Here is a 26,115-nt window from a genome sequence, read left to right on the forward strand (position 1 = left end):
CGAGGGTTCGAATCCCTTCGTCTCCGCCATCATCCCAAATTTTGGCGCATTTTCAGAACTGAGCAGCGGCTCAGGCTTTGAAATCGCTTGATTTTTCCCATTCGTCGGATCCAGTGTGGATGCGATTATTGTGGGGTGAATTGTGGGGTGGAAGATTTGAGTACTTCAGGTATTGGCAAAGGCGCGCCGGGCGGCAAGGCGAAGGGGCGCCATTTTGAACGACGCCTCAAAGCTTCTATGATCAAGAAGGCACCGCCTGGAAGGCACACCGACGGGGGTGGGCTATATCTTGTTGTCGATCCTTCCGGCGCAAGCCGTTGGTTGCTGAGAATAACTGTGCAAGGGCGGCGGCGTGATTTCGGCCTTGGTTCGACCTCAGTGGTGAGTTTGGAGGAAGCCAGGCAAAAAGCGGATGAGTTCCGAAGGATGGCGCATGGGGGTGGCGATCCGATTGAACAGGCCGAAACTTCAGCAAAGCTTTACATCACATTTGATGAGCTGGCTGAGCGCGTTCATCAGGAATGGATCATCCCGAAGAGCAGCAACGGAAAGCATGTCGAACAGTGGATCAACACACTGCGGACCTATGCTTCGCCTGTTATCGGAAAGAAGCCAGTGCATCTGATTTCGCGGGCGGACATTTTCACTATCCTCAACCCTATCTGGAAGACCAAGCATGAAACGGCCCGCCGGGTTCGGCAAAGAATGGGGGTGGTCTTTGACTACGCGCTCGAAACGGAAATCAGGACTGATGGGAACCCTGTAGCGGATGTTCTAAAAAATCGAAGGAACGAGGCCCCTAAGGTTCAGCATTTCAGAGCCGCCGATTGGCTGGAAGCCGCGTCGATCTTTGATGAATTCAAGGCAAAGGAAGAAATTGGCGCGCTGGCGCTGTGCTTCACTATTGCCACTGCGGTCCGTTCGGGAGCGGTGCGAAAAGCGCGTTGGAATGAGATCGACGAATGCAAGTTTGTTTGGGACATTCCTGAAGGCCACATGAAGACCCGTGAACCCTTTTCAGTGCCTTTGAGCATCCAGGCGCAACTGCTCCTCGAACGAGCCGAGAAGTTCAAGACTGGCCCTGACAGCCTCATTTTCCCTTCCCCGACCGGCCCCGACAAGATGTTGTCGGAAAACACTATGCGAAAGATCCTGCAAGCGAGCCGCCCTGGGTTGACTGTGCATGGATTTAGAACGTCGTTTCGTCAGTTCGCAGAGGAGCACACGAAGTTCTCTCGGGAAGTGAAAGAGTATTCGTTGGCGCACAATGTAGGGACCAAAGTCGAGCGCGCATATAATCGCGGCGACTATTTCGAGGAGCGTTCCGAGCTGATGGAGCTATGGGGCAAAGCCCTTGCTGAAGCAGGCGTGTTGCCTCCTCAGTAGTGGCGTTGCTCAGGATTGCATTTTTGCCTTTCGGACGGACTGGACGCCCTCCCTTTAGGGGAGGCGTCCAGTCCGTCCAAAAAAATGTTCTTGTTTTGTTTTTGTCCGGACGCAAACGGACCCAATTACTTTTTGGCCACCGAGGAAACCAGACCGCAGGCCGCCAAGAAGCAACGAACATTGAGGTAAATATAGTGAAAGCCAAACAAGATACCAACTCAAACGATGGCATGCCCGCCCCGACATTCCGGGGATGTCAGCCCGTTCGAGTCAATGAATTCAAACCCGACCTGAACCGCCCATACATTGTGAAAGGCTTGCTCCTGGCGGGGCAGGTAGGAATGTTTGCTGGCCCATCAAACAAGGGGAAATCGTCCATCTCGGCTGGTGTCGCTGCGCATGTAGCGATGGGGCGCGATGTGGGAGAAACGCGGGTCAATCGATCTGCGGTGATTTACGTGGCAGCTGAAGATGCCGAAGGCATTTCCGAGAGGGCATACCCTTTCATGAGCAATGCTCCGGCTGGCAGCGCTCCATTTGAAGTGTTCGATCTGGCCCTGGACTTTAAGGACAAGGATCAGATTGCGGATTTTGCCGAATATGCCACCGCCTCTCGCGTGCGCTGGGGGTGCGAGCGGTTGTTGATCATCATCGACACTTACAATCTGAGCATTGGCGACGGGGATGAGAACTCTGCGCGCGATACAAGCCTGGTCGTAGGCAACGCGCAATGGTTGGCTAAAACTACGGGCGCGCATGTGCTGTTTATTCATCATGTTGGGACCAACGACAATGGACGCCCGCGCGGCTCCTCAGCGATGACAGCAAATGTAGATACCTTGCTCACATTGCAGCCAGCCGAGGGTGCCGGGTCTGAGAATGTAGTATTTGTTGTTCAAAACAAGCAGCGACGCATTCCAAAGGGGGCACCGATTGCCTTCCGGATTGAGCCTTACGAGGTTGGCTTTGACGCCGATGGAGACAAGGTGACTGTCCCTATGGCGGTGCCGTTTTCACCAGGCTCCTCCTTGGTTCCAAAGCAGCCGCAAAAGCGAGGAGGGACAAGCAAAGAGGCTGCTGGGAATGAACGCGCTGAAGACATCTTGAGGGTTCTCCGGGATCTGAGAGCCGCAGATGGCGGAAAGTGGCACACCCCGACCGCGATTAGAGATCTGGCTGGAACGCCGTTCAACGACGCGAGGAGGAGGAGCGCCGACGCCCTGAGGAAGGCCGTCAAGAGGGCTCTGGACGCGCTCAAAGATGGCGGCAAAATCGAAGCTAATGCCCAGGGTGGCTATCGGTTTGCCTCATCTAACACGCTGCCTGATGCAACAGACTGCCACGGCACGCTGCACTGATTTACCACCACCCAACGCTACGCCCTTCACAAAGCAATACTCGAAAAGGAATACCATGTCGAAAAACATCCCAACTACTGCCAGCCCCAGCAAGAGCTGGCTTTGATGGCCGCGCCAGCGGTCGCAGGCCGCACATATGCAGACCTGTTGACGCCGATTGAGAAGGCTGAGGCCGACGAAATGGCTCGCAATTGGATCGCAAAACACGGGGACAATGTCTGGGCTGAGGTTCTGCGTGTTATCGAAGTCCTGAAACATCCGAAAACAGACACGCCCTTCGCCGGGCGACGAGTTCTACGCGCATATATCGACAGCTTGCTTGATGAGACGAAGACGAAGCAAGGAGGCGAATGACTGCCCGCGCCTTGGGCTACTCGCCCAGGGCGCTAAGCCTCCCCTGACGATCCCAGGTCAGTGGCACTGATACCGCGGAGCGGATCAGGTCATCCCGGAGATGAGCAATCCGCTGATCCTCAGAATGGTATTCATTGCGACCGAGCCAGATGGCTTCGGAGGCAACATCCTGAGGGCGGGCTATGGGCATCAGCTTTCGCAGCTCTTTGTAGAGCTGACACCCTGCTTTCCGAGATGATGACTTCGCAGGATCGCAATCCTTCAGGATGACATTCAACGCTTCCCGCATTTTGTCCGTATATTGGTCCGGCTCAACCTGCCTGCCCTTCATCTCTCATCTCCCTCTATCGCTTTGAATGCGGCATCCACAGCCAGGGAAGCCTTCTGCGCTATGGGTGCGGTTCTGGGCGCGCGCACGGCGGTTGAATGCCCCTGCGAGCGTTTCAGACGTTCTCGCAGGCCTTTCAGCCTCTCAGCTCCCTGCGAGTCTCCTTGTCGCTTCGCCAATTCTTCCGCCGCTGCCAGCGCGGGGGCGGCTTCGGATCGTTGCTCTGCCAGCCTGTTTGCCTCGGCTGCATTCCTTGCCGCCTGTTCCTGGTTTCGTTTTCGTGCCAGCTGATCCGCCCGGAGGAGCTTCCGAGCGTTATTTTGCAGCTTTTGGCGATCCTTTCGCAGTGCAAGCTCTTCTGGCTCCACCCGGTCTTTGGCTGTGGCCTTCTTCTTCTCTGGAGGCAGAACATCGAGATTCATCTCGTCGCGCATATATTCAAACCAGGCATCTTGCAGAGCTGACCCCTGCGCCCGGCGATCCTGCTGGCCATATCGTCGCTGAGCCTCTGCCTTGGTGTGTTTTGGACCTGCACCGTTTTCGTTCCGGTGTGTAGCTCATGTTAGGCGGCGATCTTTTCGAAAGCCACGGGTGATTTCCAGCCGATGGCCGAATGCCGTCGGCGTGGGTTGTAGAAGCCGTTGATGTATTCGAAGACGGCCAGTTCGACCTCTCTGCGGGTCTGCCAGGTCCGGCGCCAGATTAATTCGGCCTTCAGCGACTTGAAGAAGCTCTCGACGGCCGAATTATCATAGCAATTTCCCTTTCCGCTCATCGACGGCACCAAGTCGTGCTTGCGCAGACGCTTTTGATACTCGTGGGCACAGTATTGGGCGCCGCGATCAGTGTGGTGGATGCAGCCCGGGGGCGGCTTTCGTAGGGCAATCGCCATGTCCAAAGCGCGCAAGGCCAGATCCTGTTTCATGCGGTTGCTCAGGGCCCAGCCGATCACCCGTCGCGAATAGAGGTCGATGATCACAGCAAGATAGGCCCATCCCTCGCGGGTCCAAATATAAGTGATGTCTCCCGCCCACTTCTGGTTCGGGGCGCTTGCGGTGAAATCCTGACGCAACAGGTTGGGCGCGATATTGAAGGTGTGATTGCTGTCGGTCGTGCGCTTGAACTTGCGGCTGCGCAGCACCTGGATGCCGTTATCACGCATGATCCGCGCCACACGGCGTTGCCCGACATGGATGCCCAGTTCATTGAGTTCCTGCGTCATGCGCGGACGACCGTAGCTGCCCAGGCTCAAGCGATGCTGCTCTCGAATATGCGCCAAGAGCACCATATCCCGACGTTGGCGGCGTGACGGCGGCCTGTGCCGCCAGGCCCGAAGACCACGATCCGTCACCTGCATCAGGCGACACAAATGGCTGCGTGGCAAATCCCCGCGGTAATCCGCAATGAACTGAAATCTCATTGCTTTTGACCCGCGAAGAAGATTGCCGCCTTTTTTAACACCTCCCTCTCCTCCCGAAGAATGCGGTTTTCTTTGCGTAGGCGTTCGTTCTCGCGCCGAAGCTCAGAATCCTGGGTCGCGGTAGAAGGATCGTCCGAGAACTGACGTATCCATTTGCCCAAGGTCGAAAGGCCGACCCCCAGATCCGACGCGACTTGGCGACGCGTCAGCCCGCTGCTTGTCGCGATCCGAACCGCTTCGCGTTTGAAATCGTCACTGTGTTTGGGTGCCATTTCCGGTCTCCTCTATGGCGAGCATTGCTCGCAGAAAACCGGAACAAAAGTGAAGCAGGTCCACAGCGACCGAGCGCTCCGGATCGTCCGCCCACGCCATGTAGAGGTCCAAAAGGATGGTTCGCAGCTGGGTTTGCGCATCGGCCTTGGGCTTCACGCCACCTTTTCGCGGGTCTGCATTCTCGGGCTGGCCGAAGCACTTGCTCCAGATAGGCTTCACTAAGTGTGAAACGCTGGAATGCTCCGAATACCTGTGAAAGTCTAATAGCTTCGAGTATCGGGGCTTTGCGATGACGCCATCCTCGAGGGTCGCACCACTTGTGATTTTTTCCATACGCCATGTCGTCCTTACCTTTGACTCCGGGCGTGATCGAACACGCCGGATTGAGGCTCAGGCAGCTCAGCAGACAGCACAGTCCGCGAGATACACTTCGCCTGTCGATTAAATTTTCGGTTGGATTGGGAGGCTCTTGTTGAACCTCATAGCGGTAAGGGCCGCTATAGCGCCTCTAGGCGCTGATCATGGTGCCCACGGAATGCGGGCGGGTTAGGAAGACCGTATCTAGAAATGTTTCCGCTAACATGCAAGAGGCGAAGTGCAGATTTCTCTGTTCTTGCTGAACTTTGCACATTGGCAGGCTGGTGATGATGTTTCTGCGGCCTAGGGGCTTGAGCCTGAGGACCGGGCTGCTAAAAGCAAGTTCATAGCTGACACCAATAAGGCATGTTCTCAAAAGAAGGCCCCGGAAGAAGGGTTTTTACCGCAGAGAGAGTTTCTTGTTGGGTCAGTAGGTTATTGAGGTTAACCGAGTAAGAGATCAGGGGGCGACCAGCGGTCGCTCCTGCTATCCCTTAGCCACATCCCCCAGCCTAGTCGACGATTACCTTCAGATACGCCACCGCCCTCGCTGCCATGCCTTTGAGGTTCGTCAGCGTCGGTTCAGGGAACGCCTAGCCTATCTGGAAACTCAGGGCGGGGGTGGGTGAGCGGCCATGGTGTTTGCTTCTCTGCTTACCTGATCCGCTGAACCGGTTGTTTCTTTGGTTCTTTGATAAGGAAGAACTTGTGGGTTGTTCGGGTGGAAGCTTCCCTAGCTAGCGGGGCGTTTTCCATTACTTATCCCTATGCCGACTATACTCAGCCATAACGCTAATGGCCTCTCCCGCGACTAGGGGGAGGTCAGATCCAAGTACAGCCTTACCCAAGATCTGAGCTAGCTAGCGGCCTCCTCAGCTTACCGAAATCGTCCAGGAAAACTGGGGCCGAAAACGGGGGCAGTTCGGCTATTTCAAGCTCGTCAGCGTCTTGTTCTATTGGAGGAAAGGCCGATGGCTGGGGTGGTAGGATTCGAACCTACGATACACAGTACCAAAAACTGCTGCCTTACCACTTGGCTACACCCCATCGGTGAGGCGCTGTCTAAAGTTTGTTGCGAGGGGGTGCAAGAGGGTTTTTAAAAAAAATGCAGTTCCTGTCCGGCTCTCGTTAGAAAATCTGCATGGCCCCGGGCTTTCATCAGCTGGCGGCAACCCGATGCCCTTGGAAACCGTATTTACCTTAAGGGCTTACGGATCTTTTACATGACATGTTTTGTGCGCCTGCCAAGTGCTGGAACGAACGGCCGGACCGGTTCTCCGGCGCGCGCGGATGGGTGCGGAAGGGGTGGCCAGCCCGATACGGGCTGGCGCGGGCTTGTGTCCGCTTCAGGACCCCCAAATGGCCTGATGCGCTTCTTCGCCGCTCTCAAAAATATGCGGTTGCACGCTGCGGCTGGCGAGGGTGCCTTGCATCTTCAGGCGCATGAAGGCGCTGGTGGTGTAGTGGGCAATCGAGGCGCTGTGGCGCTCCAGTGTCCGGCCGACCGAAGCCGCATAGGCATCCTGCAGATCCTCGGCAATGCGGAAGCCGTTCTGGTTTATCACCATGTTCACATCCTGGCCGCTTTTGACAAAGGCATCCTGCAAGACACGGGTCAGGTCCTCGATGTCGCGCTTCTTCTTGACGCTCCAGCCTTCGAGGTTGAGGAACATGGTGTGGCGTGCGGCATCATAAGTGACCCGCTCCGACAGGTTCAGGTTCAGCAGGTCATTCATCAGCCCCATCTGCTCATCCTGGAAAATGCGCGGATCCATCGGGCTGACGTTCTCGATAATCGGCTTGAACTCCATCTGATCCAGGATATCGCGCTCCAGGTCGATGCCGGGCGCAATCTCGATCAGTTCCAGTCCCTTGGGCGTCAGCTGCAGCACGCAGCGTTCGGTTACGTAAAGCACCGGCTGCGAGCGCTGCGAGGCGTAAGGGCCGGAGAAGGTGATCTGTTCGATCAGGCGGACGAACTTCTTGTTGCGGCCTTCCTGGACGATGCGCAGGTTGCCGCCCTCAACCGCAACCTTCAGCCCGCCAGCGGTGAACGTGCCGGCAAAGACCACCGCGCGCGAGTTCTGCGAGATGTTGATGAAGCCGCCGCAGCCGTTCAGCCTGCCGCCAAAGCGCGAGGCGTTGACACTGCCTTCGGCGTCGCATTCCGCCATGCCGAGACAGGTGAGGTCGAGCCCGCCGCCGTCGTAGAAATCGAACATCTGGTTCTGGTCGATGATGGCATCGGCATTGGCTGAGGAGCCGAAGCTGGAACCGCCTGCCAGCACACCGCCGACCGCGCCGGCCTCAGTTGTGAGGGTGATATAGGGGGTGGCCTTTTCCTCGTTTGCTACCGCCGCGACGCCGTCGGGCGCGCCGACGCCGAGGTTCACAGCGCCGTTGGGCGGCAGTTCAAAGGCGGCGCGGCGGGCGATGATCTTGCGCTGATCCAGCGGCATCTTGGCGATGCCCTCCACCGGCACCCGGATCTCTCCGGACAGGGCAGGGTTGTGCTGCACGCCGTAATTCATCCGGTGCATGTCCGGATCGTCCGCCAAGCAGACGCAGTCCACCAGCAAGCCGGGGATCTTCACGTCCTTCGGCTTGATCGAGCCGTCCTCGACGATGCGCTCCACCTGGGCGATGACGATGCCGCCGTTGTTGTGGGCGGCCATGGCCTGGGCCAGGCAGTCCAGCGTCAGCGCCTCGCGCTCCATGCTGATGTTGCCGGAGCGGTCGGCGCTGGTGCCGCGGATAAAGGCGACGTCGATCTTGGTGGCCTTGTAGAACAGCCATTCCTCGCCATCGACTTTGTGGTAGCGGACAATGTCCTCCTCGGTCACCTTGTTGACCTTGCCGCCGCCATGGCGGGGATCGACATAGGTGTGCAGGCCGACCTTGGAGAACAGCCCCGGCTGGCCCGCCGCGCAGGCCCGGTAAAGCTGCGAGATTACCCCCTGCGGCAGGTTGTAGCCGCAGATCTTGTTCTCTTGTGCTGCTTGCGCAACCTTGGGCATGCGGCCGAAATTGCCGGCAATCACCCGGCGCAGCAGCCCGTCGTGGTGCAGCCGACCGGTCCCCAGACCCTTGCTGTCGCCGGCGCCTGCGCACATGATCAGTGTCAGGTCGCGGGGCGCGCCCTCCTCGATGAACCGCTTTTCCAAGGCCGCGTGCAGCATTTCCGGGATGCAGCTTTGCACGAACCCGGTGGTGGTCACGACATCCCCGTCCCGGATCAGTGCCATGGCCTGTTCGGTGGTGGTTGTCTTGTCTTTCATGGCGGCGCGTCCTCCCCGATGCCTGTCGCCTTCCGCTTGGGCTTTGCGGCCTTGCGGAAACTGATCGGGCATTCTAGCCGCGGGCCAGACGGTGCCTGTCCTTTGATTGCGTCAGCGGATGGGGGACATACGACATCACGCCCCGCGGGCCGTGGCGAAGTTTCCGATCGGCGGCCGGCTGTTGCCGATGCGGCGGGCGGCGGGTCTCATCCAGGTGGCCGCGCATCAGGCCGGTTGCGGTCAGAACAGGCTGTCGCCGGATTGAAACCAGTCGCCCATGCTGATGTCCTCCAGCAACACGGACCAGTTTTCACCATCCGAGAATTTCAGGCCGCCTTCTGTGTCCTCAATAGACAATGTGCGGCGCATTGGGCCTGTCACTTTGATTTCATCAAGGCCCAGTTCGAAATCCGTAATGGTGTCATCCCCATGGTGCCGGGTCCGGAACAGAAAACAGTCGCCGCCAGCGCCGCCGGTCAGCAGGTCATTCCCGGCGCCGCCGGTCAGAGTGTCGGCATGCAGGCCGCCGTCAAGCGTGTCGTTGCCCTTGTTCCCGGACAGTCTGTCCATGCCGCGCCCGCCTGACAACTCGTCGTTGTCCTGCCCCCCTGTGAGATGATCTTTTCCAGTGCCGCCAAAAACAAAGTCTTCCCCGGATCCGCCATTCAAGCGGTCCCGGCCAGCGCCGCCGTCCAGGCAATCGTTCCCCTGGTTGCCAGCAAGCGTGTCCTTGCCGCGGCCTCCCTGAAGGTCATCGCCGCCGGCCCGGCCAGCCAGGCTGTCTGCACCATCGCTGCCGAATAGGAAATCGCGTCCGGCACCGCCTTCAAGGGTGTCATCGCCCATTGTGCCGGCAGCCCTGTCCATCGCCATAAAGATGTCTTTTTGAATGGCGCTGATATCGGTGTTACGCACAATGATATCGGACAGGCTTGTCTCCCATAGCGCCTTCATCTCGCTGGCGGGAATACCCTCGCGTCCTTCGCTCCAGAATGGATCGCCGTCGCGCAGGCGGGTGAACTGGTCCACCATGACCGTGGTAAAGGTTTCCCCAAGCAGCCCGTCGCCGGACGGGTCTTCGGCCAGCCCGCCAATCCAGGCATCGACCAGATCGGTGTCGCCATAGGCATCTTCCAGTCTGGCCGCCAGACCGGCATCCTTCGTGATATCGGTAAAGCTTTCTGCCCGGGCAAGGCCAAGCGCTTCGCGCAAGTCATTATAGCTGGCGACACCCAGGTCGCGCCCGCGTTGAATGTTCAGCGCTGCCAGGTCCAGCCCGCCTGCGCCAGGCGGCCCGAACAGGAACGAGCGCACATCCTCCACCACCATAGTGTCTACAGCTTCGGCTGCTTGGGTTGCAGCACCGCGCATGACGTTTTCGATCATGTCCGGTTCCTTCAACAGATGCGGCTGAAAGAACGCGTCCCGCAACGCCAGCAGACCGGCGGTTCCGTCAGCTGCCACCAGCTGCAGATTGGCCGGCAAAAGCGTATGCCCCAGCCGGAACACGGCAGTAGAAAACTCGATTGCAATGCCGGGGTTCACGTCCGGGTCATAGCCCTGATAGGCCTCAAGCGTGTTTTGGCCGATCAAAAGGGGGAGAAACTCCTTGAAGGTGACACTTTGCACCAGCGCTTCGACCCTGGCGCGGGCCGCCTCAAACAGCTGGTCGTCTGTCAGGCCGGGATCCCTTGCGGCCAGATCCTCAACCAATCGGTTGTGCTCGCGGGTGAAAATCGTGTGCATCGAGGACAGGGCCACATTTTCCGCGGCGCGGACGTCCCCGGTCAGGAAGCCGTCGCCATCCCGGCCCAGATACCCGTCCTTGGTCATCCGCAGCCTGCCGCCTTCGTCCCGCATTGCTGCGACAGTTTCCACCGTCGAGCCATAGATCATGGAGGCATCAATAAATGCTGTGATCTCATTGAGATACTCACCGTCCTGCTGCGCTATCCGGGTAAAGGGAATGACCGCCTCACCGGTGCCGAAAGGATCAAAAAACGGATCTCCCGCCGGGACTTCGATATCTGCCCCGGTCTCGCTTTCGGTCCCGGTCAGCGACAGATCATGATCCAGAAACTGCCCCCAGATCCACAGGAAGTCCGACGCGCCTGCAGCATTCACAGTGCCGCCGTCTTGCGCAGACAGGATATTGGAAATCTCACGCGGGTTGGGCCGGTCCGCCCCGGCCATGCCGCCGTCAGAAGTCAGGCCGCTGGGCGCTAAATGCAGCAGGCCGGTGCCGGTTGCCCCCAGTCTGGATTTTCGGAATGTGCGGCATAGCCATCGGCGGGGCGTGCGGCCCCGATCTGTAAATTGGACATGTGATCCCCCAATCACTCATTAACTTTCACCAAAACTGCCATTGTGTGCGGCTCGCCATCCCTGCGCGAGCGGTGCCGGTAAACGCCTTCCCAGGTTCCGGAAATGCACTCAAACCGGGACACAGGCAGGCGCTCATTATATCACGATTTAGTGTGGTTTTGTGTATTGTCGTGATTTTCATGGCGGATCAGCGCCATCGCGTCACAGGTAAAGCAATAGGCCGGGACCCTGCGTGTCAGGCTTGCCGGACCTGCAGCGTTGCATCAGTGGCAGACGGCGTATCAGTCCACTTGGCAATTTGTTCCAGCAGCAGCTGCTTGCGCATCGGCTTGGAAAGAAATTCAACCATGCCTGCAGCGCGGCAGGCCGCTTCGTCGGTGCTCAGCACATTGGCGGTCAGCGCAAGGACAGGACAGGGCGCCCGGCCGTTTTCCTGTTCCCAGGCCCGCAGGCGGCGGGTGGCTTCAATGCCATCCATCACCGGCATCGACATGTCCATCAGCACCAGATCGAAATGATGTGCGGCGAAGGTGTCCACCGCCTCCTGCCCATTGCTGCAAATGGTCAGCTGAATGCCGGAAGGGGCCAGCATTTTCTGCAAAACCAGTTGGTTGGTACGGTTGTCCTCAGCCGCCAGAAGGCGCAAGTGGCTGAATTGCCCGGCTGTTTGCCCGGCGCTGGGCGGCACCGCGGCGGCAGCCTGCGGCGCACCGGAGTTCAAGACCTCCTGCAGGGTCTGCAAAAGCAGTTTGTTGCGCGCCGGTTTCATCAGCACACGCAACGTCTTGCACTCCTTCAACACTTCATATTCGGCCAGCATCTGACCGCCGGTGCAGAAAACGATCGGCATCTCCCGGCACCCGGGCAAGCTGTGCAGGCTCCGGCAAAGGTTTCTGGCTTGCTCCAGCGGCAGGCTGGTTTCAACCAGCACCAGATCCGGCTGCCGCTGTTCCGCAGCCATTGCCGCCACTTTTTCCAGCAGCCCGTCCATGCCGTGAAGCGCGATTGTGTCTGCCCCCCAAAGAGCCAGCTGGCGCTGCCGCACGTCGCGGGCAAAGGCCAGATCCGCGGCCACAGCCACCAGTTTGCCCGCAAGCGGCCGGGAAAGGACCGGCGCAGGAGCGGCAACAGGCAGCGTCAGGCAGACAGTGAAACAGGACCCTGTGCCGCTCTCCGAGTCCACATCGATCCGCCCGCCCATGGCCTGCGCCAAACGGGACGAGATGGCCAGGCCCAGACCGGTGCCCTCAAATCGCCGGGCGGTGGTGCTTTCGACTTGCTCGAAGGCATGAAAGATCTGGCCGATACAGTCATTGGGGATGCCGACCCCGGTGTCGCGCACATCAATGCACAGTGGAATAGCATGGCCGGCGTCGTAGTTGAGTGTGATACTGATAAAACCTTCCAGAGTGAACTTTACCGCGTTGCCCACCAGGTTCATCAGAATCTGCCGCACCCGGCCGCTGTCGCCGGTAAAGACGGCAGGCGTGTTCTCCGGGATGTCGATACAGATTTCCAGCCCCTTGGCGGATGCGCTGGGCGACATCAGCGTGGCGACGTCATAAATCACGTCGCGCAGGTTAAAGGGCTGCTCCAGCATCTGCTCTTTTCCGGCCTCCAGCTTGGAGAAATCGAGAATGTCGTTGACGATGCGCAGCAGCGCCTCGGACGATGCCAGAATGGTTCCGGTGCAGGATTGCTGTTCAGATGTGAGGCTGGTTTCATTCAGCACTTCCGCCATCCCCAGGACCCCGTTGATCGGCGTGCGGATCTCGTGGCTCATGGTTGCCAGGAAGCGGGATTTGGTCTCGGTGGCAGCTTCTGCCCGGGCTTTTTCCTGCTGCAGACGCTCGGCGATCCGCTTCTTTTCCTCCAGACTGGTTTCCAATGTGTCCAGCGCCGCAAATACGGCAGAAATCTCACTTGCTTCCTGTGAGGGCGCAAATTGCTCGCGGCTTGCCAGCCGCCGCAGCTTGGAAGCCGCCAATTGCATCGCGCCGGAGACGGCATGCGCCTTGCGAATGGCAAAAATCAGTGCTGCAAGCATAAGCAGCGCGGTGCCGGTCAGCCCAAGAACAAAAATACGGGACAACGCCCGGTTCGCCGCCGCGATGGCCTGTTCCGCATGCACAGCCGCCAGGCCGGTCACAGTGGCAGCTTGCCGGGTAACCGCCTCGCTGCTCATCATCAATGTGCTGAGAGTGGGAATGTCTTTTGCAGGTTTGATGCCCAAAAGCACAACCGCCAATTCGCACCACTCCGTCAGCGTCTGATTCAGGGTTTCAGCCTCGGCCCGCAGCGGTCCAGGCAGCGGTTGCTTCAGCAAGGCGCTGAGATCGCTGTTGATTTCCTTGAGGTAAGATTGAAACTGGCTGGCCACGTCTTCCTGCGGGATCAGCCGCGTCATCGCCAGAACGTCTTGGGCAAAAACTTCGGCGGCCGTGATGCCGGTGCTGACGCCGCTGGCGCGCCGGGTCACCTCAAGCGAGGCTTCCAGCACCGCGTCTTTCCGGCTGGAGGCATACATCGCCATGCTGCCGATCAGCAGTGCCGCAAGCAGTGCTGCAACCGCAATCACCAGAACCGGCAGCACGGTGGACCGTTTGATATTCATAAGCGGGGACCCTCAGCCATGCGCATCAGTTTGCCGGCAGAATAGGGGTTGGCGCATTGGTTCCGGTATCCGTCAGCGTCTGCAGAAAGGCAATCAGGTCGGTGATGTCCGCTTCGGTGGCGGCAAAACCTTCGATATCCGGCATTCGGGATGCCTTGGCGCTGCCGCCGTCGGCATAATGGCGGACCACCTCCCGCAACGAGGTGAGCGAACCGTCGTGCATATACGGCGCCCGCAGAGCGATGTTGCGCAGTCCGGGGGTCTTGAAGCGGTAGTTCATCTCCGGGTCCGGCGGTGTCAGGCCGCCGCCGCCAAGATCGGTTGTTTGAATTCCGATGTCATGCAACTGGTTGTCCGTGAACATCCAGCCGGAATGACAGGACACGCAATTCGCCCGCCCGTTAAACAGCGCAAAGCCGCGTTTGGCGGCCTCCGGCACTGCAGTTGCATCCCCGCTTACCCAGCGGTCGAAACTGGCCACGCCGCTGACAATCGTGCGCTGATAGGTGGCGAGTGCGGTCAGGACGGTCTCCTTGCGGATCCCCCGCCCAGGGAACAGGCGATCGAACCAGGTTTTGTATTCATGCACCGCAGTCAGGCGGGCGGTGATGCCGTCAAAGGTTGCGTTCATCTCATCCGGAGCGGTGATCGGCCCAATGGCCTGCGTTTCCAGGCTGTCCGCGCGCCCGTCCCAGAACAGCGGGGTGATCCAGGCCGCGTTCAGGAGTGTCGGCGCATGGCGGCGCACGGGTTTGTTTGCAGCGCCGATGGCTTTGGGCACCGGGGTTTCCCAGCCGAAAGAAGGGTTGTGGCAGCTTGAGCAACTGATGTTCTGGCCGCCGGACAGGCGCGGATCAAAGAACAGCATTTTGCCCAAGGTGGCAATTTCACGGCTGTAGGGCGCAGCCGCCGGGAATGGCACGGCAGCGGGCCGCTTGAATGCGTCAAGCCCGGCGGGTTGCGCCAGGCTTTGGACGGCCCATAGCAGCAGCGGCACTACAGCAGCGGCAGCAGCTTTCCACTGCATTTAGGACCTCCCCACACTATCCAAGGCCTAGTTACCCGGAATAACACTCTCTGAGAAGGCTGTTAAATTTGCGTAAGCTTTGCCGCCTTTAAGGCCTTACATGCGCTCTAGGTCCGGTTGTGGGCCTGCGTTCCTGACACTTTCTTGGATCCCGCACTCCGGGTTGCCAGCCAAGGCCCGGTTTTCAGCACCATCAACGCGAACCCTGCGGTCCATAAACCTCCGGAAACGGTGATGCCGGTCCAGCCCGCGGCCAGTTCAGTGCTGCCTGCAACCCGCAAAGCGGCAGACGCAATGACCAGCGCAAAGGCAGCGGTCAAAGCCGGGCCTGCAACCAGCGGCCGGCCGCTGTGACCCATGGTGGCGCGCATCATGACGGCCAATGTCATGCCGCCAACAGCACCGATACCCAGGATATGCGCGGCTGCGGCGGGTTCGAGCAAGCCAAATGGCACTGCCGCGGCGGCGATCAGCCCTGCAGGCACCAGCGCATAGGCCGCATGCAGCATGAACAGCAGCGGCTCACCCAGGCTGGCCAGCCCGCACCAGCGTGCCAATCGCAGGACGTGCAACAGCCCGGCTGCCAACAGCAGCACACCGCTGACGGCAGCCCAGGGCGCTGCGGTCCAGGCGAGCAAAGCGGCAGCACCCGACGCGAGGGTCACGGCATCGAATTTGCCGAATGGGACCGGCATCTTCTCTGCGCCGTGCTTGGCCAGCCAATTGCGGGTGAAACTGGGGATGATCCGCCCGCCGATCAGCATGATCAGAAAGATCAGCACGGCAATTCCCAAACGGCGCGAGATATCAGCCGCCCCCTCGGTCATCGCCTCAATATGGAAGCAGGCATTGGCCAGGCCCAGCAGGGTGATCGGCACCAGAACCTTGAGGTTGCGCCAGTTTTCACCCGCGATGATTTCGCGCGCGATCATCACAACCACAGCGGCCAGAAAGGCGCAGTCCGCAACCATCACCCCAAGCGCCGGCAGCCCCAGCCAGCCGGCAGCGGCGATCCGGCCCAGCAGCCAAAGGCCTGAAAGCAGCGCCAGCGGCCAGCCGCGCGCAGGCATCCGCCCGGTCCAGTTGGGCACTGCGGTGAACAGGAAACCAGCCACGACCGCTGCGCCGTAGCCAAAGATCATCTCATGAATGTGCCAGTCGGTTGGCAGAAACGGTCCGCTGTACTCCAGCGTGCCCTGCCAGATCAGCAGCCAGGCGGGGATCGCCAGCAGTGCAAACAGGCAGGCCCCAAGAAAGAACGGCCTGAAGCCAAAGGAAAACAGGACGGGTCCAGAATAGTCGGTTCGCGCAGCCATTTCGGCCTCCAAGTGTCCAATCAAAGAAAGGCGGGCGGCACTGGTCAGGTGCCGCCCGCCGGTTCGGCGTAAGGGACGCAATCTTTCGCCGAACCCCGTGGATCAGCACCGGCGGGCAGGGGTGAGGGAGGCTCCCCCGGATCCGGGTTCCCGTTTTTCCCGCACAGTTGTTTCCTCTGGCGTCACTATGCGATAACGGCGGGGTCATCTCTTTGTCCTTCAGCAAACTTGCGGTGCATTCTTGTCCAAGCTCGACGAAAGCCTCCTGACCGGGCTGCCGCCCTTCAACCTTCTGGAGCGCGGCCAGATCCGCGAGATACTCGATCAAGCCCTGCCCAGGCGCTATGACGAGGGCAATGAGGTTTTTCACGAAGGCCATGACGCCGACCGCTTCCACCTGCTGCTGGACGGCTACATCCGTGTTGTGAAAACCACTGAAGGCGGCGAGCAGATCATTGCGCTGCATATCTCGCCGGGCCAGTTGTTCGGCATAGCGCCCGCGCTGAACCGAGACACCTATCCGGCGACGGCTGTGGCGGCTTCGGAATCGCTGGCGCTGTCCTGGCCGGTGCGGCTGTGGGCTGAGTTCACCGCCAAGTACCAGGGCTTTGCCACCGAAAGCTACAGCACCCTGGGCAAGCGCCTGGGGGAGATGCAGACAAGGATCACCGAACTGGCGACGCAAGCAGTGGAGCAACGGGTGGCGGCGGCGCTTTTGCGGATGGTGACCCAGTCGGGCCGCAAGGTGGAGGAGGGGATCGAGATCGCTTTTCCAGTGACCCGCCGCAATATCTCGGAGATGACCGGCACCACGCTGCACACCGTCAGCCGCCTTCTGTCGGCCTGGGAAAAGGACGGCATCGTTCATTCCACCCGCAAGCATATCGTTGTCACCGACCCGCACCGGCTGGTGGTCCTGAGCGGCGCACAGGGGTAGGGGCGGCTGAAAGACCGGGAGGTGTCCCGCTGGCAGCGCAGGTAACTTTTAGGGCAAGAAGCCGGAACGCCAAGCGGGGCAGGTTTCCTTGAAGCGCAGGCAAACGTTGCACACAAAAACTGCACAAGCCATTCGCTGCGATTGCCGCCTGGCCGGCCTGCGGGCGGGCTATGCCCGGTGTTCAGCAGGCACGATACTTCTTGGCCGGTGTCATTATTGCTGAGTGTCTTCGGGGTGCTGACTACCGTGCTCATATTGAAGCCGGGTCCGTTTAAGACGCTCAATTTTTCTGCGCCGAAGCTCGTTTTCGTCGCCGAGGATTTCACGCGCTGCACGTGAGGTCTTTTCGATCGCTGTTTCCTTGCGGGACAGACCGGCCAGGCCCAATTCTTCGATGTTTAGCTTGGTCATCTGGTCACTCTAACTGGATTGATTCCGGGGCAGGATTTACTTTAGCGGACGAACGTTCAGTATATTTTGTCTCTCAGGTGCGGCAGGGACCGGATGAGTAAGGCGCGGCGGTCTAAGCGGCGGTGCGGGAGTCCGTTTGAAACCCAGCAGTGTCAACAGCAGAGAGTAAAGCTGCGCGTGCGGCGCCGACGGGGGCGAGACAGTCCATGACGGCATCAATTTTCTCAAGCGCAATGTTTCTGTTGCGATCGGAAACCGGCCAGGCTTTCTGCAGCCAGAAGTGGGCTTGTTCAATCGTCGAGATTTTTTGTGTCCGGCCTTCCGAGGGCAGGAAAATGGTCATGGGAGAACCCCAAGAGATTTCTATCAAGATTGTTCTTTCGGTAATTTTTGGAAGAGAACCGCATCTGCAGTTTAAACAGGGCAGATGCAGGAAACGGGGGCATCGCAAGAATGCTCCCGTCAATAGTTTCATGCCTGCAATGACTTACGCAAGTGCAAGATTGCTGGCGGACTCACGTCCGTCGCGGCCGCTTTCGATGTCGAAAGTCACGGCTTGGCCATCGTCAAGCTGCTGGATGCCAGCGCGTTCCAAAGCGGAAATGTGGACAAAGATGTCCCGCGATCCCTGCTCGGGCGCGATGAAACCAAAACCTTTTTGCGAGTTGAACCATTTCACGGTGCCATTGGCCATCGTGTCGTCTCCTTGATAAATGCTATCCGCAACACGCGATAGCCCGGCCCAGTGTCGACATAGGAACAACTGGGGCCGTTAGGAAACAGAAGGTCTAAGAAGAAGCTTTGCTGGACCGAGATGGGGTATGCGATCCATGATTGCAAGAGAGCTGCAGCGATATCTTGCAAATAGTTTTATTTGGCTCCTATCATTCCCCGCAACTGCTCTCGAAAATCCATCTCCTCCAGCCCGTATTCGCCGCAGGCATCGATCAGCGTGTGAAAGGGGGCGATCGGGCAGCCGGGGCAGATCATCTGACGGCGCATGAATTCGGCCGCGCAGGCGGGCCAGTGATGAAACAGGTCTGCCAGGGGCAAATCCGGGTTGTCGAAATCGGGGCGTCGCATGGCGTGTCCTCCTTTTCTTGCATCTTGCGTGCAGCAATGGGTCCGGTCTTTGCGCTTTAACAACATACGCGGCGGTGCGCGGGTTTAGGCAGATCCCATCCGCAACTGTACTCAGGACCGCGATATGTCAGAGATACTTACCAAGTCGCGGGCCAGGAACGTGTTCTACGGGGGCTCCTTGTTCTTCGTTGTCGTGTTCGTGGCCATGACCGCGCACAGCCACCGCTACATCGTCAAGACCTCCACTGCTGGCATGGAACTGACCGACGCGGTGCGGCTGGGAAAACATGTGTGGGAGCGTCACTCCTGCATCAACTGTCACACCCTGCATGGCGAGGGCGCTTATTTCGCCCCTGAAGTCGGCAACGTTATGACCCGCTGGGGCGTGCTGGACGAACCCGAGGACGCCTATGAAATGCTGAACGGCTGGATGGAAGCCCAGCCATCAGGTGTCGAGGGCCGCCGCCAGATGCCGCATTTCGAGATCACCGAGGAAGAAATGCGCGGCCTTTCTGAATTCCTGCGCTGGGCGGATCAGACCGATACCCAGAACTGGCCTCCGAATGACGCGGGCTGAGGGAGAGAAACAATGAAGTATCAATCACAAAAGGTGGCCTATGCCTATTTCATGGTGGCAATGGGCCTGTTTGCAATCCAGGTCCTCGGCGGGCTTTTGGCGGGCTGGATCTATGTCTGGCCCAACACGCTGAGCGAGCTGCTGCCCTTCAACATCGTGCGCATGCTGCACACCAACGCGCTGATTGTCTGGCTGCTGCTGGGCTTCTTCGGCGCCGCCTATTACCTGATCCCGAGGAGTCCGAACGTGAGATTTTCTCGGTGAAGCTCGCCTATATCCAGCTGGCCATTCTTGTCGTCGGCACTCTGGGCGCGGTCGGCTCTTACCTCGTGGGCATCCACGGCGGGCGGGAGTTCCTGGAACAGCCCCTGTGGGTCAAGTTCGGCATTCTTGTCGCGGCAGTGATATTCCTCGTGAACATCTCGCTGACCGTGCTGGCGGGCCGCAAGACCGCGATCACCAACATCCTGCTGATGGGCCTGTGGCTGCTGTCGCTGTTGTGGGTTTTTGCCTTTATCAACCCGGACAACCTCAGCCTTGATAAAATGTACTGGTGGTTTGTTGTGCACCTCTGGGTGGAAGCCACCTGGGAACTGGTGATGGCCGCAATCCTTGGCTACCTGATGCTGAAACTGACAGGCGTTGACCGCGAAGTGGTCGAGAAATGGCTTTATGTCATCGTAGCCCTGGCGCTGTTCTCCGGCATCCTGGGCACTGGCCACCATTTCCTCTGGATCGGCACACCGGGTTACTGGCAGTGGGTCGGCTCGATCTTCTCAACTCTTGAGGTGATCCCCTTCTTCGCGATGATGAGCTTTGCCTTTGTCATGGTCTGGAAAGGCCGCAAGAACCACCCGAACAAGGCCGCACTGCTGTGGTCGCTGGGTGCATCGACCGTGGCTTTCTTTGGCGCCGGCGTCTGGGGTTTCCTGCACACGCTGCACGGGGTGAACTACTATACCCACGGCACCCAGATCACCGCCGCCCACGGGCACCTCGCGTTTTACGGCGCCTATGTGGCGATGAACCTGGCGATGTTCACCTATGCGATGCCGCATCTGCGCAACCGCGATCCCTATAACCAGGTGCTGAACATGGCGTCCTTCTGGCTGATGACCGGCGGCATGGCCTTTATGACCTTTGTCCTGACCTTTGCCGGCACCATCCAGACCCACATGCAGCGCATTGTCGGCGACTACTACATGGATGTGCAGGACCAGCTGGGACTGTTCTATCTGATGCGTCTCGGCTCTGGCGTGGTGGTGGTTTTGGGCGCGCTCTTGTTCATCTACGCAACCGTCGTGGTCCGCCGCGAAGTCATCAAACCCGGCCCCGCGGCCGTACCGGGAGAGTAAGCCATGAATGCGATGAACATGCCTTCCGTGCCCTTCTACCGTCCCGCAGGCGATGAATGCACCGTCTTCGAGATGGCCCAAGCCAACGGTCTGCCCCTTCTTCTGAAGGGGCCGACCGGCTGCGGCAAGACGCGGTTTGTGGAACATATGGCAGCCCGTCTGGGCCTGCCGCTGCACACCGTTGCCTGCCACGATGACCTGTCCGCCGCTGACCTGATCGGGCGCTACCTGCTGAAGGGCGGCGAAACCGTCTGGGTCGACGGGCCGTTGACCCGCGCCGTGCGCGAGGGCGGTATCTGCTACCTGGATGAAGTGGTTGAGGCGCGCAAAGACGTGGCCGTGGTGCTGCACCCTTTGACCGACGACCGCCGCCGCCTGGTGATCGACCGCACGGGCGAAGAACTGTCAGCCCCAAAACCCTTTATGCTGGTCGCCAGCTACAACCCCGGCTACCAGAACATCCTGAAAAAGCTGAAACCTTCGACCCGGCAGCGGTTCCTGTCGATCAGCTTTGATTTCCCCAAAGCCACTGCCGAAACCGCCGTGGTCGCGTCTGAAAGCGGGCTGGACGCGGACCGCTCTGCCGCACTGGTGCGGTTGGCGGGCCATATCCGCAAGCTGTCGGGCATGGACCTGGAGGAGGGGGTTTCCACCCGCCTCTTGATCTATGCCGCGACGCTGATTGCCAAAGGCATGAGCGTGGAGCGCGCGGTAGAGGCCGCCATCATCGAACCCCTCAGCGACGAGGCTGACGTGAGCCAAGCGCTGCGCGACCTTGCCGCCAGCGTCTACGGGTGATGCCATGATCCACGCTCTCGACCTTCTGGAACCCGAAGAAACGGTTGGCAACCTGTGGCATGGCATGGCCACACGGATCGGCGCCGCCGGGGACGAAGCGGAACACACCGTCCGGTTTGAGGACATGCGCGCCAGCCTGGCAGCGCTGTTCCGGGCGCTGGGCGGGGCCGGGGGCGTGGAAATCCAACCGGCGCCCTCGGTTCTGTCGGACCACCGTCCGGACCGGCTGCGCCGCATCGGCACCCCGCGGGAGATGGCGCATATGGCCAGCTTCGACGGCGAGCGCTTGCGCCTGCCGCCGGAAATGGCTGCCTTTCCCAGCAGGGCGCTGAACCGCAAGGCCTATCTGTGGCTGGCGGCGATGGCCGCCACGATAGACCTGCCGGAACGCAACGAGGACCGCTATCAGGCCGACCAGCTGGAGATCGCGGCCAATGCCCGCGCAGCCGATCGGGTGTTTGCCGCCTGTCCGGGGCTGCGGTCTGCCTATGGGGCGTTCTGCGCCCATATGGCCGAGACCCGGAAGCGCAGCGGCCTGCCGCGGTCCGAGGCGCGGATTGAACGGATGGTGCTGGATCAGATCGGTTCCGACTGCCGGATCGCCGAACCCTGCACCTGCACCGAACCGCGCGGCTACCGGACCTATCAGCCGGTGCCTTTCTGGCTGCGCCTGCCAGTTCCGCAGGCGGGCAGGGGGGCAGCGCCTGAGGCGGAAGAGATGAAAACCCCCGGCCTCGCCGTCTCCACCCGCAAAACGGCCAAGCGGCAGGATCAGGACCAGACCACCCGCAAGGACAGTTTCATCGTCCACCGGTTTGAATCCATCCTGTCCTGGGCTGAAAGCCTGAATATCAACCGGATGGTGGATGACGACGACAACGAGAACGCCCAGAAAGCGGCAGAGGATCAGGACAATCTCACCCTCTCGCAGCATATGAAGCGGGCTGCCTCGCGCCTTCGGATCTCGCTGGACCTGTCGCCGCAGGACGCCGAACATGAACGGCTGGCGGGGCAGTTCACCTATCCCGAATGGAACCACCGCCTGGGCAAGCACATGCCTGATCACACCCGTGTGCTGGAGGCCGAGGGCAAGCCCGCCGACAGCTTTCTGCCCGACCCCAGGCTGGTTGCCCGGGTGCGCCGCCAGTTCGCACCGCTGCACCCGCGCCGGGTGATGCTGCCGCGGCAGCTGGACGGCGATGAGCTGGATCTGGAAGCGGTGGTGAAGTCCCACGTTGACCTTGCCTGCGGCCAGCAGGGCAGCGACCGGGTCTGGCAAGCCAGCCGCCCGATGGCCCGCGACCTGAGCGTGGCAGTGCTGATGGACTGCTCGCGATCCACCGAGGCCACGGTCGGCGACCGCCCGGTGATTGAGACCGCGCGCGAGTCGCTTGCGGCGCTGGCAGGCGGCATTGCCACCGCGGGGGACCGGCTGGGCATTTGGGGGTTTTCCTCCCTGCGCCGCGACCGGGTGTTCCTGACCCGCGCCAAAGGGTTCGAGGACGGGATGTCCGAGGCGGTCACCGCCCGCATCGGCGGCTTCAAACCCGGCCACTACACCCGGCTTGGCGCCGCGATCCGCCATGCCTCGGCCCAGCTGTCAGCAGAAGGCGCCGAGCGCCGCCTGCTGCTGGTCATCACGGACGGCAAGCCCAATGATCTGGACCATTACGAAGGCGTGCACGGCATTGAGGACAGCCGAATGGCGGTGCGCGAGGCCCGCGCCCTGGGCCAGTCGGTGCATGGCGTGGTGATCGACGCTGACGGGCAGGACTGGTTTGCCCGCATCTTTGGCCGTGCCGGCTTTACTCTCTTGCCCGACCCGGCCCGGCTGCCGCGCGCCTTGCCGGAAATCTATCAATCCCTGACCATGGAGCACTGAGATGAAACGCATCCTCGCCCCTACTCTTTCCCTCTGCCTGCCCTTGCTGGCCCCCTCCAGCGCCTTTGCCGCCGCATTCGAGCGCCCGATCCCGCAGCCGCAGACCGAAACCGCGGAGTTCTGGTTCCTGGTGGGCTCCATCGCGCTGATCATCAGCCTGGGGTTTGTCCAGTACCTGGTGAGCCGGCGATGACACCGCAGCCCTCCTGGCGGCTGCTGGCGGCGCTCTACCCGTTCGGGGCGGGGGCTGCCGCGGTCAATATCTTCTTTGCCTCGCTGATTGGCAGCTGGATCGGTTGGCGGGTGCTGACCCCCTATGAATCGGTCGCCTGGGGTCTGCTTCTGGGCCTGCCCGCCACATTTATCTTCGCCCGTCACATCGCCCGGCTGATGCAACAGGCAGACAAAGGCTAAGCAGCATCATCACACGTAAAAAGGCCCGCAACGCGGGCCGTGGCACCATTTAACAGTGGGGGAGACACGAAGTGGCAAGGCGGCCCGGTTTCGGGGGAGAGCCGCCTTGCCGCGGGTTCAGCCGGCCGCTGCCAGCAGGCCGGCATCCGCCGCTGCCTTCACCTCGGCCAGGTCAGCCTCGCCATCGGCATTGGCGTCAATGGTGGCAAAGGTTTCTGCAGTCAGATCAGGAAAGGCCACCTGCAGCTCTTCCAGCGAATAGGTGCCGTTACCGTCCACGTCGGCCTCGGTGATGGATTCCATTGCGGCCAGCGGCGCAGCGGTCAGAACAGCAAAGGCGGCGGCGGTCAGTGCGAATTTTTTCATGTGAGACACTCCATTTATTTGTTTGGCTCGTTACCAGCGGCCACGGTGTTCCGTGTGCCGTGGCATAGAGCTAGGCTGCCGCAGAGCCAGGTTCTATCCCCTTGAGCCATAGGCGCAATTTCCGGCGCCGGACTGCCAGAACCGGCCTGTCTCCTAGGCGCTTTGCCGCCCTGGATTCTTCCTGGTCCTTTCTCCGCTCAAGCGCCGCAGCCGGTCCTGCAGAAATCTGCCTGTGCCGGCTGCGATACCTGTTCGCGTCTTGAAATCCAAGAGCGGGGAACTGCCGTGCCCTGTCCGGGAGACGGGGGCGCCAAGCAGCCGTTGCCGGTCACTAATGGCCGATCAGGCGGTGCATTTCAGAAAAACTGGGCGACTGTACCGGCCGGTACCTGAAACCGGCTGCCTACTGGGCGGGGACAGCAAAACCGCCGTTCAGCGCGCTGACGGCAAGTGCAGGTGACGTGTTACGGCTGGCCATGCGTTCCAGGTTGACGATGGTCGACAGCATGATGCGGTCATGGCTCCAGTCGCTGGGCCGCTGCAGCAGCATGGCCGTGGCCAGCACCGCCCCGGCCATGGTCAGGTACACCAGGCCCCAGCCCAGCGAGTTTTGCCCCTGCGGCTGAGCGGCAGTAACCGCAATGATACGGCGTTGCAGCGAGGCGCCGCGGCGGGTTTCGCGGCGGTCGACCAGGGCCACCGCCGGGCTGCGGCGGGTAAACAGGGCCGGGCCGCGGGCGGCATGGGCGCAGGCGCGGATCAGGCACTCGCAATAAGCACGAACTTCAAACCGGGGCCGCGCCATCAGCGCCTGATCGCAGGCAAACTCGCGCAGCAGCCGCACCTCGTGCCGCCACAGATAAAACGCCGGATTCCAGAACAGCAGCGGGCGCAGCATCTCCAGCAGGAATTCACATTCGATATCCCGCTGGCGGAAGTGCTGCAGCTCATGCGCAACGGTCAGGCGCAGATCGCGCGGATCGCTCAGCAGAGCCGAAGGAAGCACCACATAGCGGCAAAACAGCCCGCGGGTGGAATAGGCAACACGGACGGTGTCAGAGACCATCAGCTGCACCCGGCCGATCCGTTTCCAGACAAATGCGCAGCCCAGGTTCTGGCGCAGGCGGAAGATGGAAACAGCCACATGGGCGAGACAGAACAGCGCTCCGGCGGCAAACGCGGCGGACAGGGCCTGGGCCCAAAACGGCTGCAGGCTGGTGAGGCCGCGCATGGCATCCTCACGCAAGCCCAGAAGCGTCTCAAACGTGCCTGCGCTCATGCTGACATTGCCCTGCAAGTATTGCGAGACCAGCATGTCGGAGAAATTCGGCGGATGGGGGGTGACGAAATGCGTGAAGGCAATGATCAGCACTGGCGTCGCCGCCAGCAGCACCGTCATCCCGTTCAGCAACCGCAATTGCGGCCGGTAAGCGCGGCCAAGTTTGCTGCGCGCCAGCAGCTTGCGGGCTAAGAGCCACAACGCAACCCCTGCCAGCAGCAGGATATTCAGGTCAAAATAGGCATTCAGCAGAGCATCAGTTGGCATTGTCCCCCAGCCTTTCCTCCAAGAGCGCCCGCATCTCCTCGAGCATCTCGTCGGTCACATCCTCATCATCGACCAGCCGCGCCACCAGGGCGGCGGGCGCGCCGTTGAAAAGCTTGCTCGAAAGGTTTTTCAGAGATGTTTTCTGATACTCTGCCTTGGGAACGACGGGGCGGTAAACCAAAGAGCGGTCCTTGCGCTCGCTGGTCAGGAAGCCCTTTTGCTCCATGATTTTAAGAACCGTGGCCACCGAGGTATAGGCGCGTTCCTGTACCTGGTTCAGCTTGGCCAGGATATCGCGCACGGTGCCGCCGCCCATGTCCCAGACGGCGGTCATGAATTCCAGCTCCACTTCGGTGAGCAGGGAATTGTCGTGTTTCTTGCGCATTGCCTCGGCTGTCCGGCTCATTTGATGGTTCCAGTCATGCTAGGGGAAGGGGAGGCTGGTGAAAACTATTTTTTTAGGAGGCGTGAGGCGGCTGGGGCCGAAGGTGTCAATTTGTGCGCTTCCGCGCGCTCTTATTCTGAGTGTTGAGACGTGACGCGCCGGCCTTGGGGCGGGGCTTGGCGTGTCCGCTGGTGTTTTGGCTGAGAAGGCCTTGAAGGGCAGGTTTGCCTTCAAGGCCTGTCCCGATTGTGTTTGGTTTCGCGCGTCAAGGGCAAGCCGCCTGCGGCGGGGCCTTTGGCCCCCTTGACCCGCAGGGGCAGTACCG

General features: G+C 60.4%; 25 protein-coding genes, 1 tRNA gene and 1 pseudogene. 10 read left to right on the forward strand and 17 right to left on the reverse strand.

The genetic code is table 11. The features are described 5' to 3' along the window. Positions 1-147: 147 nt before the first annotated feature. The 3 genes from ETW23_RS03980 to ETW23_RS03990 all read left to right on the forward strand — a co-directional run bounded on the left by ETW23_RS03980 (position 148) and on the right by ETW23_RS03990 (position 3,098). Entirely contained in the window at positions 148-1,386 is a 1,239-nt protein-coding gene (locus ETW23_RS03980) for a site-specific integrase (protein ID WP_123619028.1), read from the forward strand. Positions 1,387-1,580: 194 nt separating this feature from the next. Further along, positions 1,581-2,744: an AAA family ATPase gene (locus ETW23_RS03985; protein ID WP_123619029.1), complete on the forward strand. Its 1,164-nt coding sequence runs from the start codon at positions 1,581-1,583 to the stop codon at positions 2,742-2,744. 105 nt (positions 2,745-2,849) lie between these two features. Continuing rightward, positions 2,850-3,098 carry a hypothetical protein gene (locus ETW23_RS03990; protein WP_096870596.1) on the forward strand — a complete coding sequence of 83 codons (249 nt, stop codon included), beginning with the start codon at positions 2,850-2,852 and terminating at the stop codon, positions 3,096-3,098. A gap of 16 nt (positions 3,099-3,114) precedes the next feature. Here the strand turns inward: ETW23_RS03990 and ETW23_RS03995 are convergent, their stop codons facing one another. From ETW23_RS03995 to ETW23_RS04040, 10 genes are all read right to left on the reverse strand, one after another. Next, complete coding sequence (locus ETW23_RS03995; protein ID WP_096870597.1) at positions 3,115-3,429, reverse strand: hypothetical protein; 315 nt, start codon at positions 3,427-3,429, stop codon at positions 3,115-3,117. Continuing rightward, positions 3,426-3,860, reverse strand: coding sequence for a hypothetical protein (locus tag ETW23_RS04000; protein WP_134829207.1), 435 nt, complete (start codon positions 3,858-3,860; stop codon positions 3,426-3,428). Before ETW23_RS04000 ends, ETW23_RS03995 begins: the two co-directional genes overlap by 4 nt. A gap of 128 nt (positions 3,861-3,988) precedes the next feature. Next, positions 3,989-5,118, reverse strand: a protein-coding gene (locus tag ETW23_RS04005; RefSeq protein ID WP_134828802.1) for an IS3 family transposase whose coding sequence is annotated in 2 segments (ribosomal slippage) — positions 3,989-4,884 and positions 4,884-5,118 — 1,131 coding nt in all. Because the reading frame shifts where the segments join, the coding sequence is not laid out codon by codon here. Beyond that, positions 5,099-5,452, reverse strand: coding sequence for a hypothetical protein (locus ETW23_RS04010; protein ID WP_134829208.1), 354 nt, complete (start codon positions 5,450-5,452; stop codon positions 5,099-5,101). The genes ETW23_RS04005 and ETW23_RS04010 overlap by 20 nt, the downstream gene beginning before the upstream one ends. 996 nt (positions 5,453-6,448) lie before the next feature. After that, a tRNA-Gln gene (locus ETW23_RS04015) sits at positions 6,449-6,523 on the reverse strand. Positions 6,524-6,822: 299 nt separating this feature from the next. Beyond that, positions 6,823-8,754 carry an acyl CoA:acetate/3-ketoacid CoA transferase gene (locus ETW23_RS04020; protein ID WP_134829209.1) on the reverse strand — a complete coding sequence of 644 codons (1,932 nt, stop codon included), beginning with the start codon at positions 8,752-8,754 and terminating at the stop codon, positions 6,823-6,825. Between the two features lie 240 nt (positions 8,755-8,994). Continuing rightward, complete coding sequence (locus ETW23_RS04025) at positions 8,995-11,094, reverse strand: peroxidase family protein (protein ID WP_254695139.1); 2,100 nt, start codon at positions 11,092-11,094, stop codon at positions 8,995-8,997. Positions 11,095-11,314: 220 nt separating this feature from the next. Then, complete coding sequence (locus ETW23_RS04030) at positions 11,315-13,693, reverse strand: response regulator (protein WP_134829211.1); 2,379 nt, start codon at positions 13,691-13,693, stop codon at positions 11,315-11,317. A gap of 25 nt (positions 13,694-13,718) precedes the next feature. Beyond that, positions 13,719-14,720, reverse strand: coding sequence for a cytochrome-c peroxidase (locus ETW23_RS04035; protein ID WP_134829212.1), 1,002 nt, complete (start codon positions 14,718-14,720; stop codon positions 13,719-13,721). Positions 14,721-14,827: 107 nt separating this feature from the next. Next, positions 14,828-16,036 (reverse strand): NnrS family protein, encoded by a 1,209-nt coding sequence (locus tag ETW23_RS04040; protein ID WP_134829213.1) that lies wholly within the window; start codon positions 16,034-16,036, stop codon positions 14,828-14,830. Between the two features lie 241 nt (positions 16,037-16,277). Between ETW23_RS04040 and ETW23_RS04045 the strand changes: the two genes are divergently transcribed. After that, entirely contained in the window at positions 16,278-16,973 is a 696-nt protein-coding gene (locus ETW23_RS04045; RefSeq protein ID WP_134829214.1) for a Crp/Fnr family transcriptional regulator, read from the forward strand. Between the two features lie 213 nt (positions 16,974-17,186). On the opposite strand, the gene ETW23_RS04050 is transcribed toward ETW23_RS04045, so the two are convergent. The 4 genes from ETW23_RS04050 to ETW23_RS04065 form a co-directional block, all read right to left on the reverse strand. Continuing rightward, the gene (locus ETW23_RS04050; RefSeq protein ID WP_134829215.1) at positions 17,187-17,384 is read right to left on the reverse strand and encodes a hypothetical protein; all 198 of its coding nucleotides are present in this window, start codon (positions 17,382-17,384) and stop codon (positions 17,187-17,189) included. 112 nt (positions 17,385-17,496) lie between these two features. Beyond that, positions 17,497-17,727, reverse strand: coding sequence for a DUF982 domain-containing protein (locus ETW23_RS04055; protein ID WP_134829216.1), 231 nt, complete (start codon positions 17,725-17,727; stop codon positions 17,497-17,499). A gap of 144 nt (positions 17,728-17,871) precedes the next feature. Further along, a complete protein-coding gene (locus ETW23_RS04060; protein ID WP_129371830.1) occupies positions 17,872-18,078 on the reverse strand; it encodes a cold-shock protein in 207 nt (68 codons plus the stop codon). 176 nt (positions 18,079-18,254) lie between these two features. Then, positions 18,255-18,467 (reverse strand): hypothetical protein, encoded by a 213-nt coding sequence (locus ETW23_RS04065; RefSeq protein ID WP_129371829.1) that lies wholly within the window; start codon positions 18,465-18,467, stop codon positions 18,255-18,257. A gap of 124 nt (positions 18,468-18,591) precedes the next feature. On the opposite strand from ETW23_RS04065, the gene ETW23_RS04070 reads away from it, so the two are divergent. The 6 genes and pseudogenes from ETW23_RS04070 (at position 18,592) to ETW23_RS04095 (ending at position 23,493) form a co-directional block, all read left to right on the forward strand. Further along, positions 18,592-19,044, forward strand: coding sequence for a cytochrome c (locus ETW23_RS04070; protein ID WP_129371828.1), 453 nt, complete (start codon positions 18,592-18,594; stop codon positions 19,042-19,044). A gap of 12 nt (positions 19,045-19,056) precedes the next feature. Continuing rightward, a pseudogene (locus ETW23_RS04075) lies at positions 19,057-20,399 on the forward strand (cbb3-type cytochrome c oxidase subunit I). A gap of 3 nt (positions 20,400-20,402) precedes the next feature. Then, positions 20,403-21,197 (forward strand): CbbQ/NirQ/NorQ/GpvN family protein, encoded by a 795-nt coding sequence (locus ETW23_RS04080; protein ID WP_134829217.1) that lies wholly within the window; start codon positions 20,403-20,405, stop codon positions 21,195-21,197. Positions 21,198-21,201: 4 nt separating this feature from the next. Then, positions 21,202-23,079, forward strand: a complete 1,878-nt coding sequence (locus ETW23_RS04085) for a nitric oxide reductase activation protein NorD (RefSeq protein WP_134829218.1) — start codon at positions 21,202-21,204, stop codon at positions 23,077-23,079. Between the two features lies 1 nt (position 23,080). Further along, entirely contained in the window at positions 23,081-23,272 is a 192-nt protein-coding gene (locus tag ETW23_RS04090) for a hypothetical protein (protein ID WP_134829219.1), read from the forward strand. After that, positions 23,269-23,493 (forward strand): NnrT protein, encoded by a 225-nt coding sequence (locus ETW23_RS04095; RefSeq protein ID WP_134829220.1) that lies wholly within the window; start codon positions 23,269-23,271, stop codon positions 23,491-23,493. Before ETW23_RS04090 ends, ETW23_RS04095 begins: the two co-directional genes overlap by 4 nt. A 117-nt stretch (positions 23,494-23,610) precedes the next feature. Here ETW23_RS04095 and ETW23_RS04100 read toward each other — a convergent pair whose 3' ends face one another. The 3 genes from ETW23_RS04100 to ETW23_RS04110 form a co-directional block, all read right to left on the reverse strand. Further along, positions 23,611-23,859 (reverse strand): EF-hand domain-containing protein, encoded by a 249-nt coding sequence (locus ETW23_RS04100; protein WP_129371822.1) that lies wholly within the window; start codon positions 23,857-23,859, stop codon positions 23,611-23,613. A 403-nt stretch (positions 23,860-24,262) separates the two neighbouring features. Continuing rightward, entirely contained in the window at positions 24,263-25,405 is a 1,143-nt protein-coding gene (locus tag ETW23_RS04105) for a M56 family metallopeptidase (RefSeq protein WP_134829221.1), read from the reverse strand. Continuing rightward, positions 25,395-25,811 (reverse strand): BlaI/MecI/CopY family transcriptional regulator, encoded by a 417-nt coding sequence (locus ETW23_RS04110; protein WP_237456562.1) that lies wholly within the window; start codon positions 25,809-25,811, stop codon positions 25,395-25,397. The genes ETW23_RS04105 and ETW23_RS04110 overlap by 11 nt, the downstream gene beginning before the upstream one ends. Positions 25,812-26,115: the final 304 nt, after the last annotated feature.

This window comes from Leisingera sp. NJS201, assembly GCF_004535885.1.
Lineage (GTDB): Bacteria > Pseudomonadota > Alphaproteobacteria > Rhodobacterales > Rhodobacteraceae > Leisingera.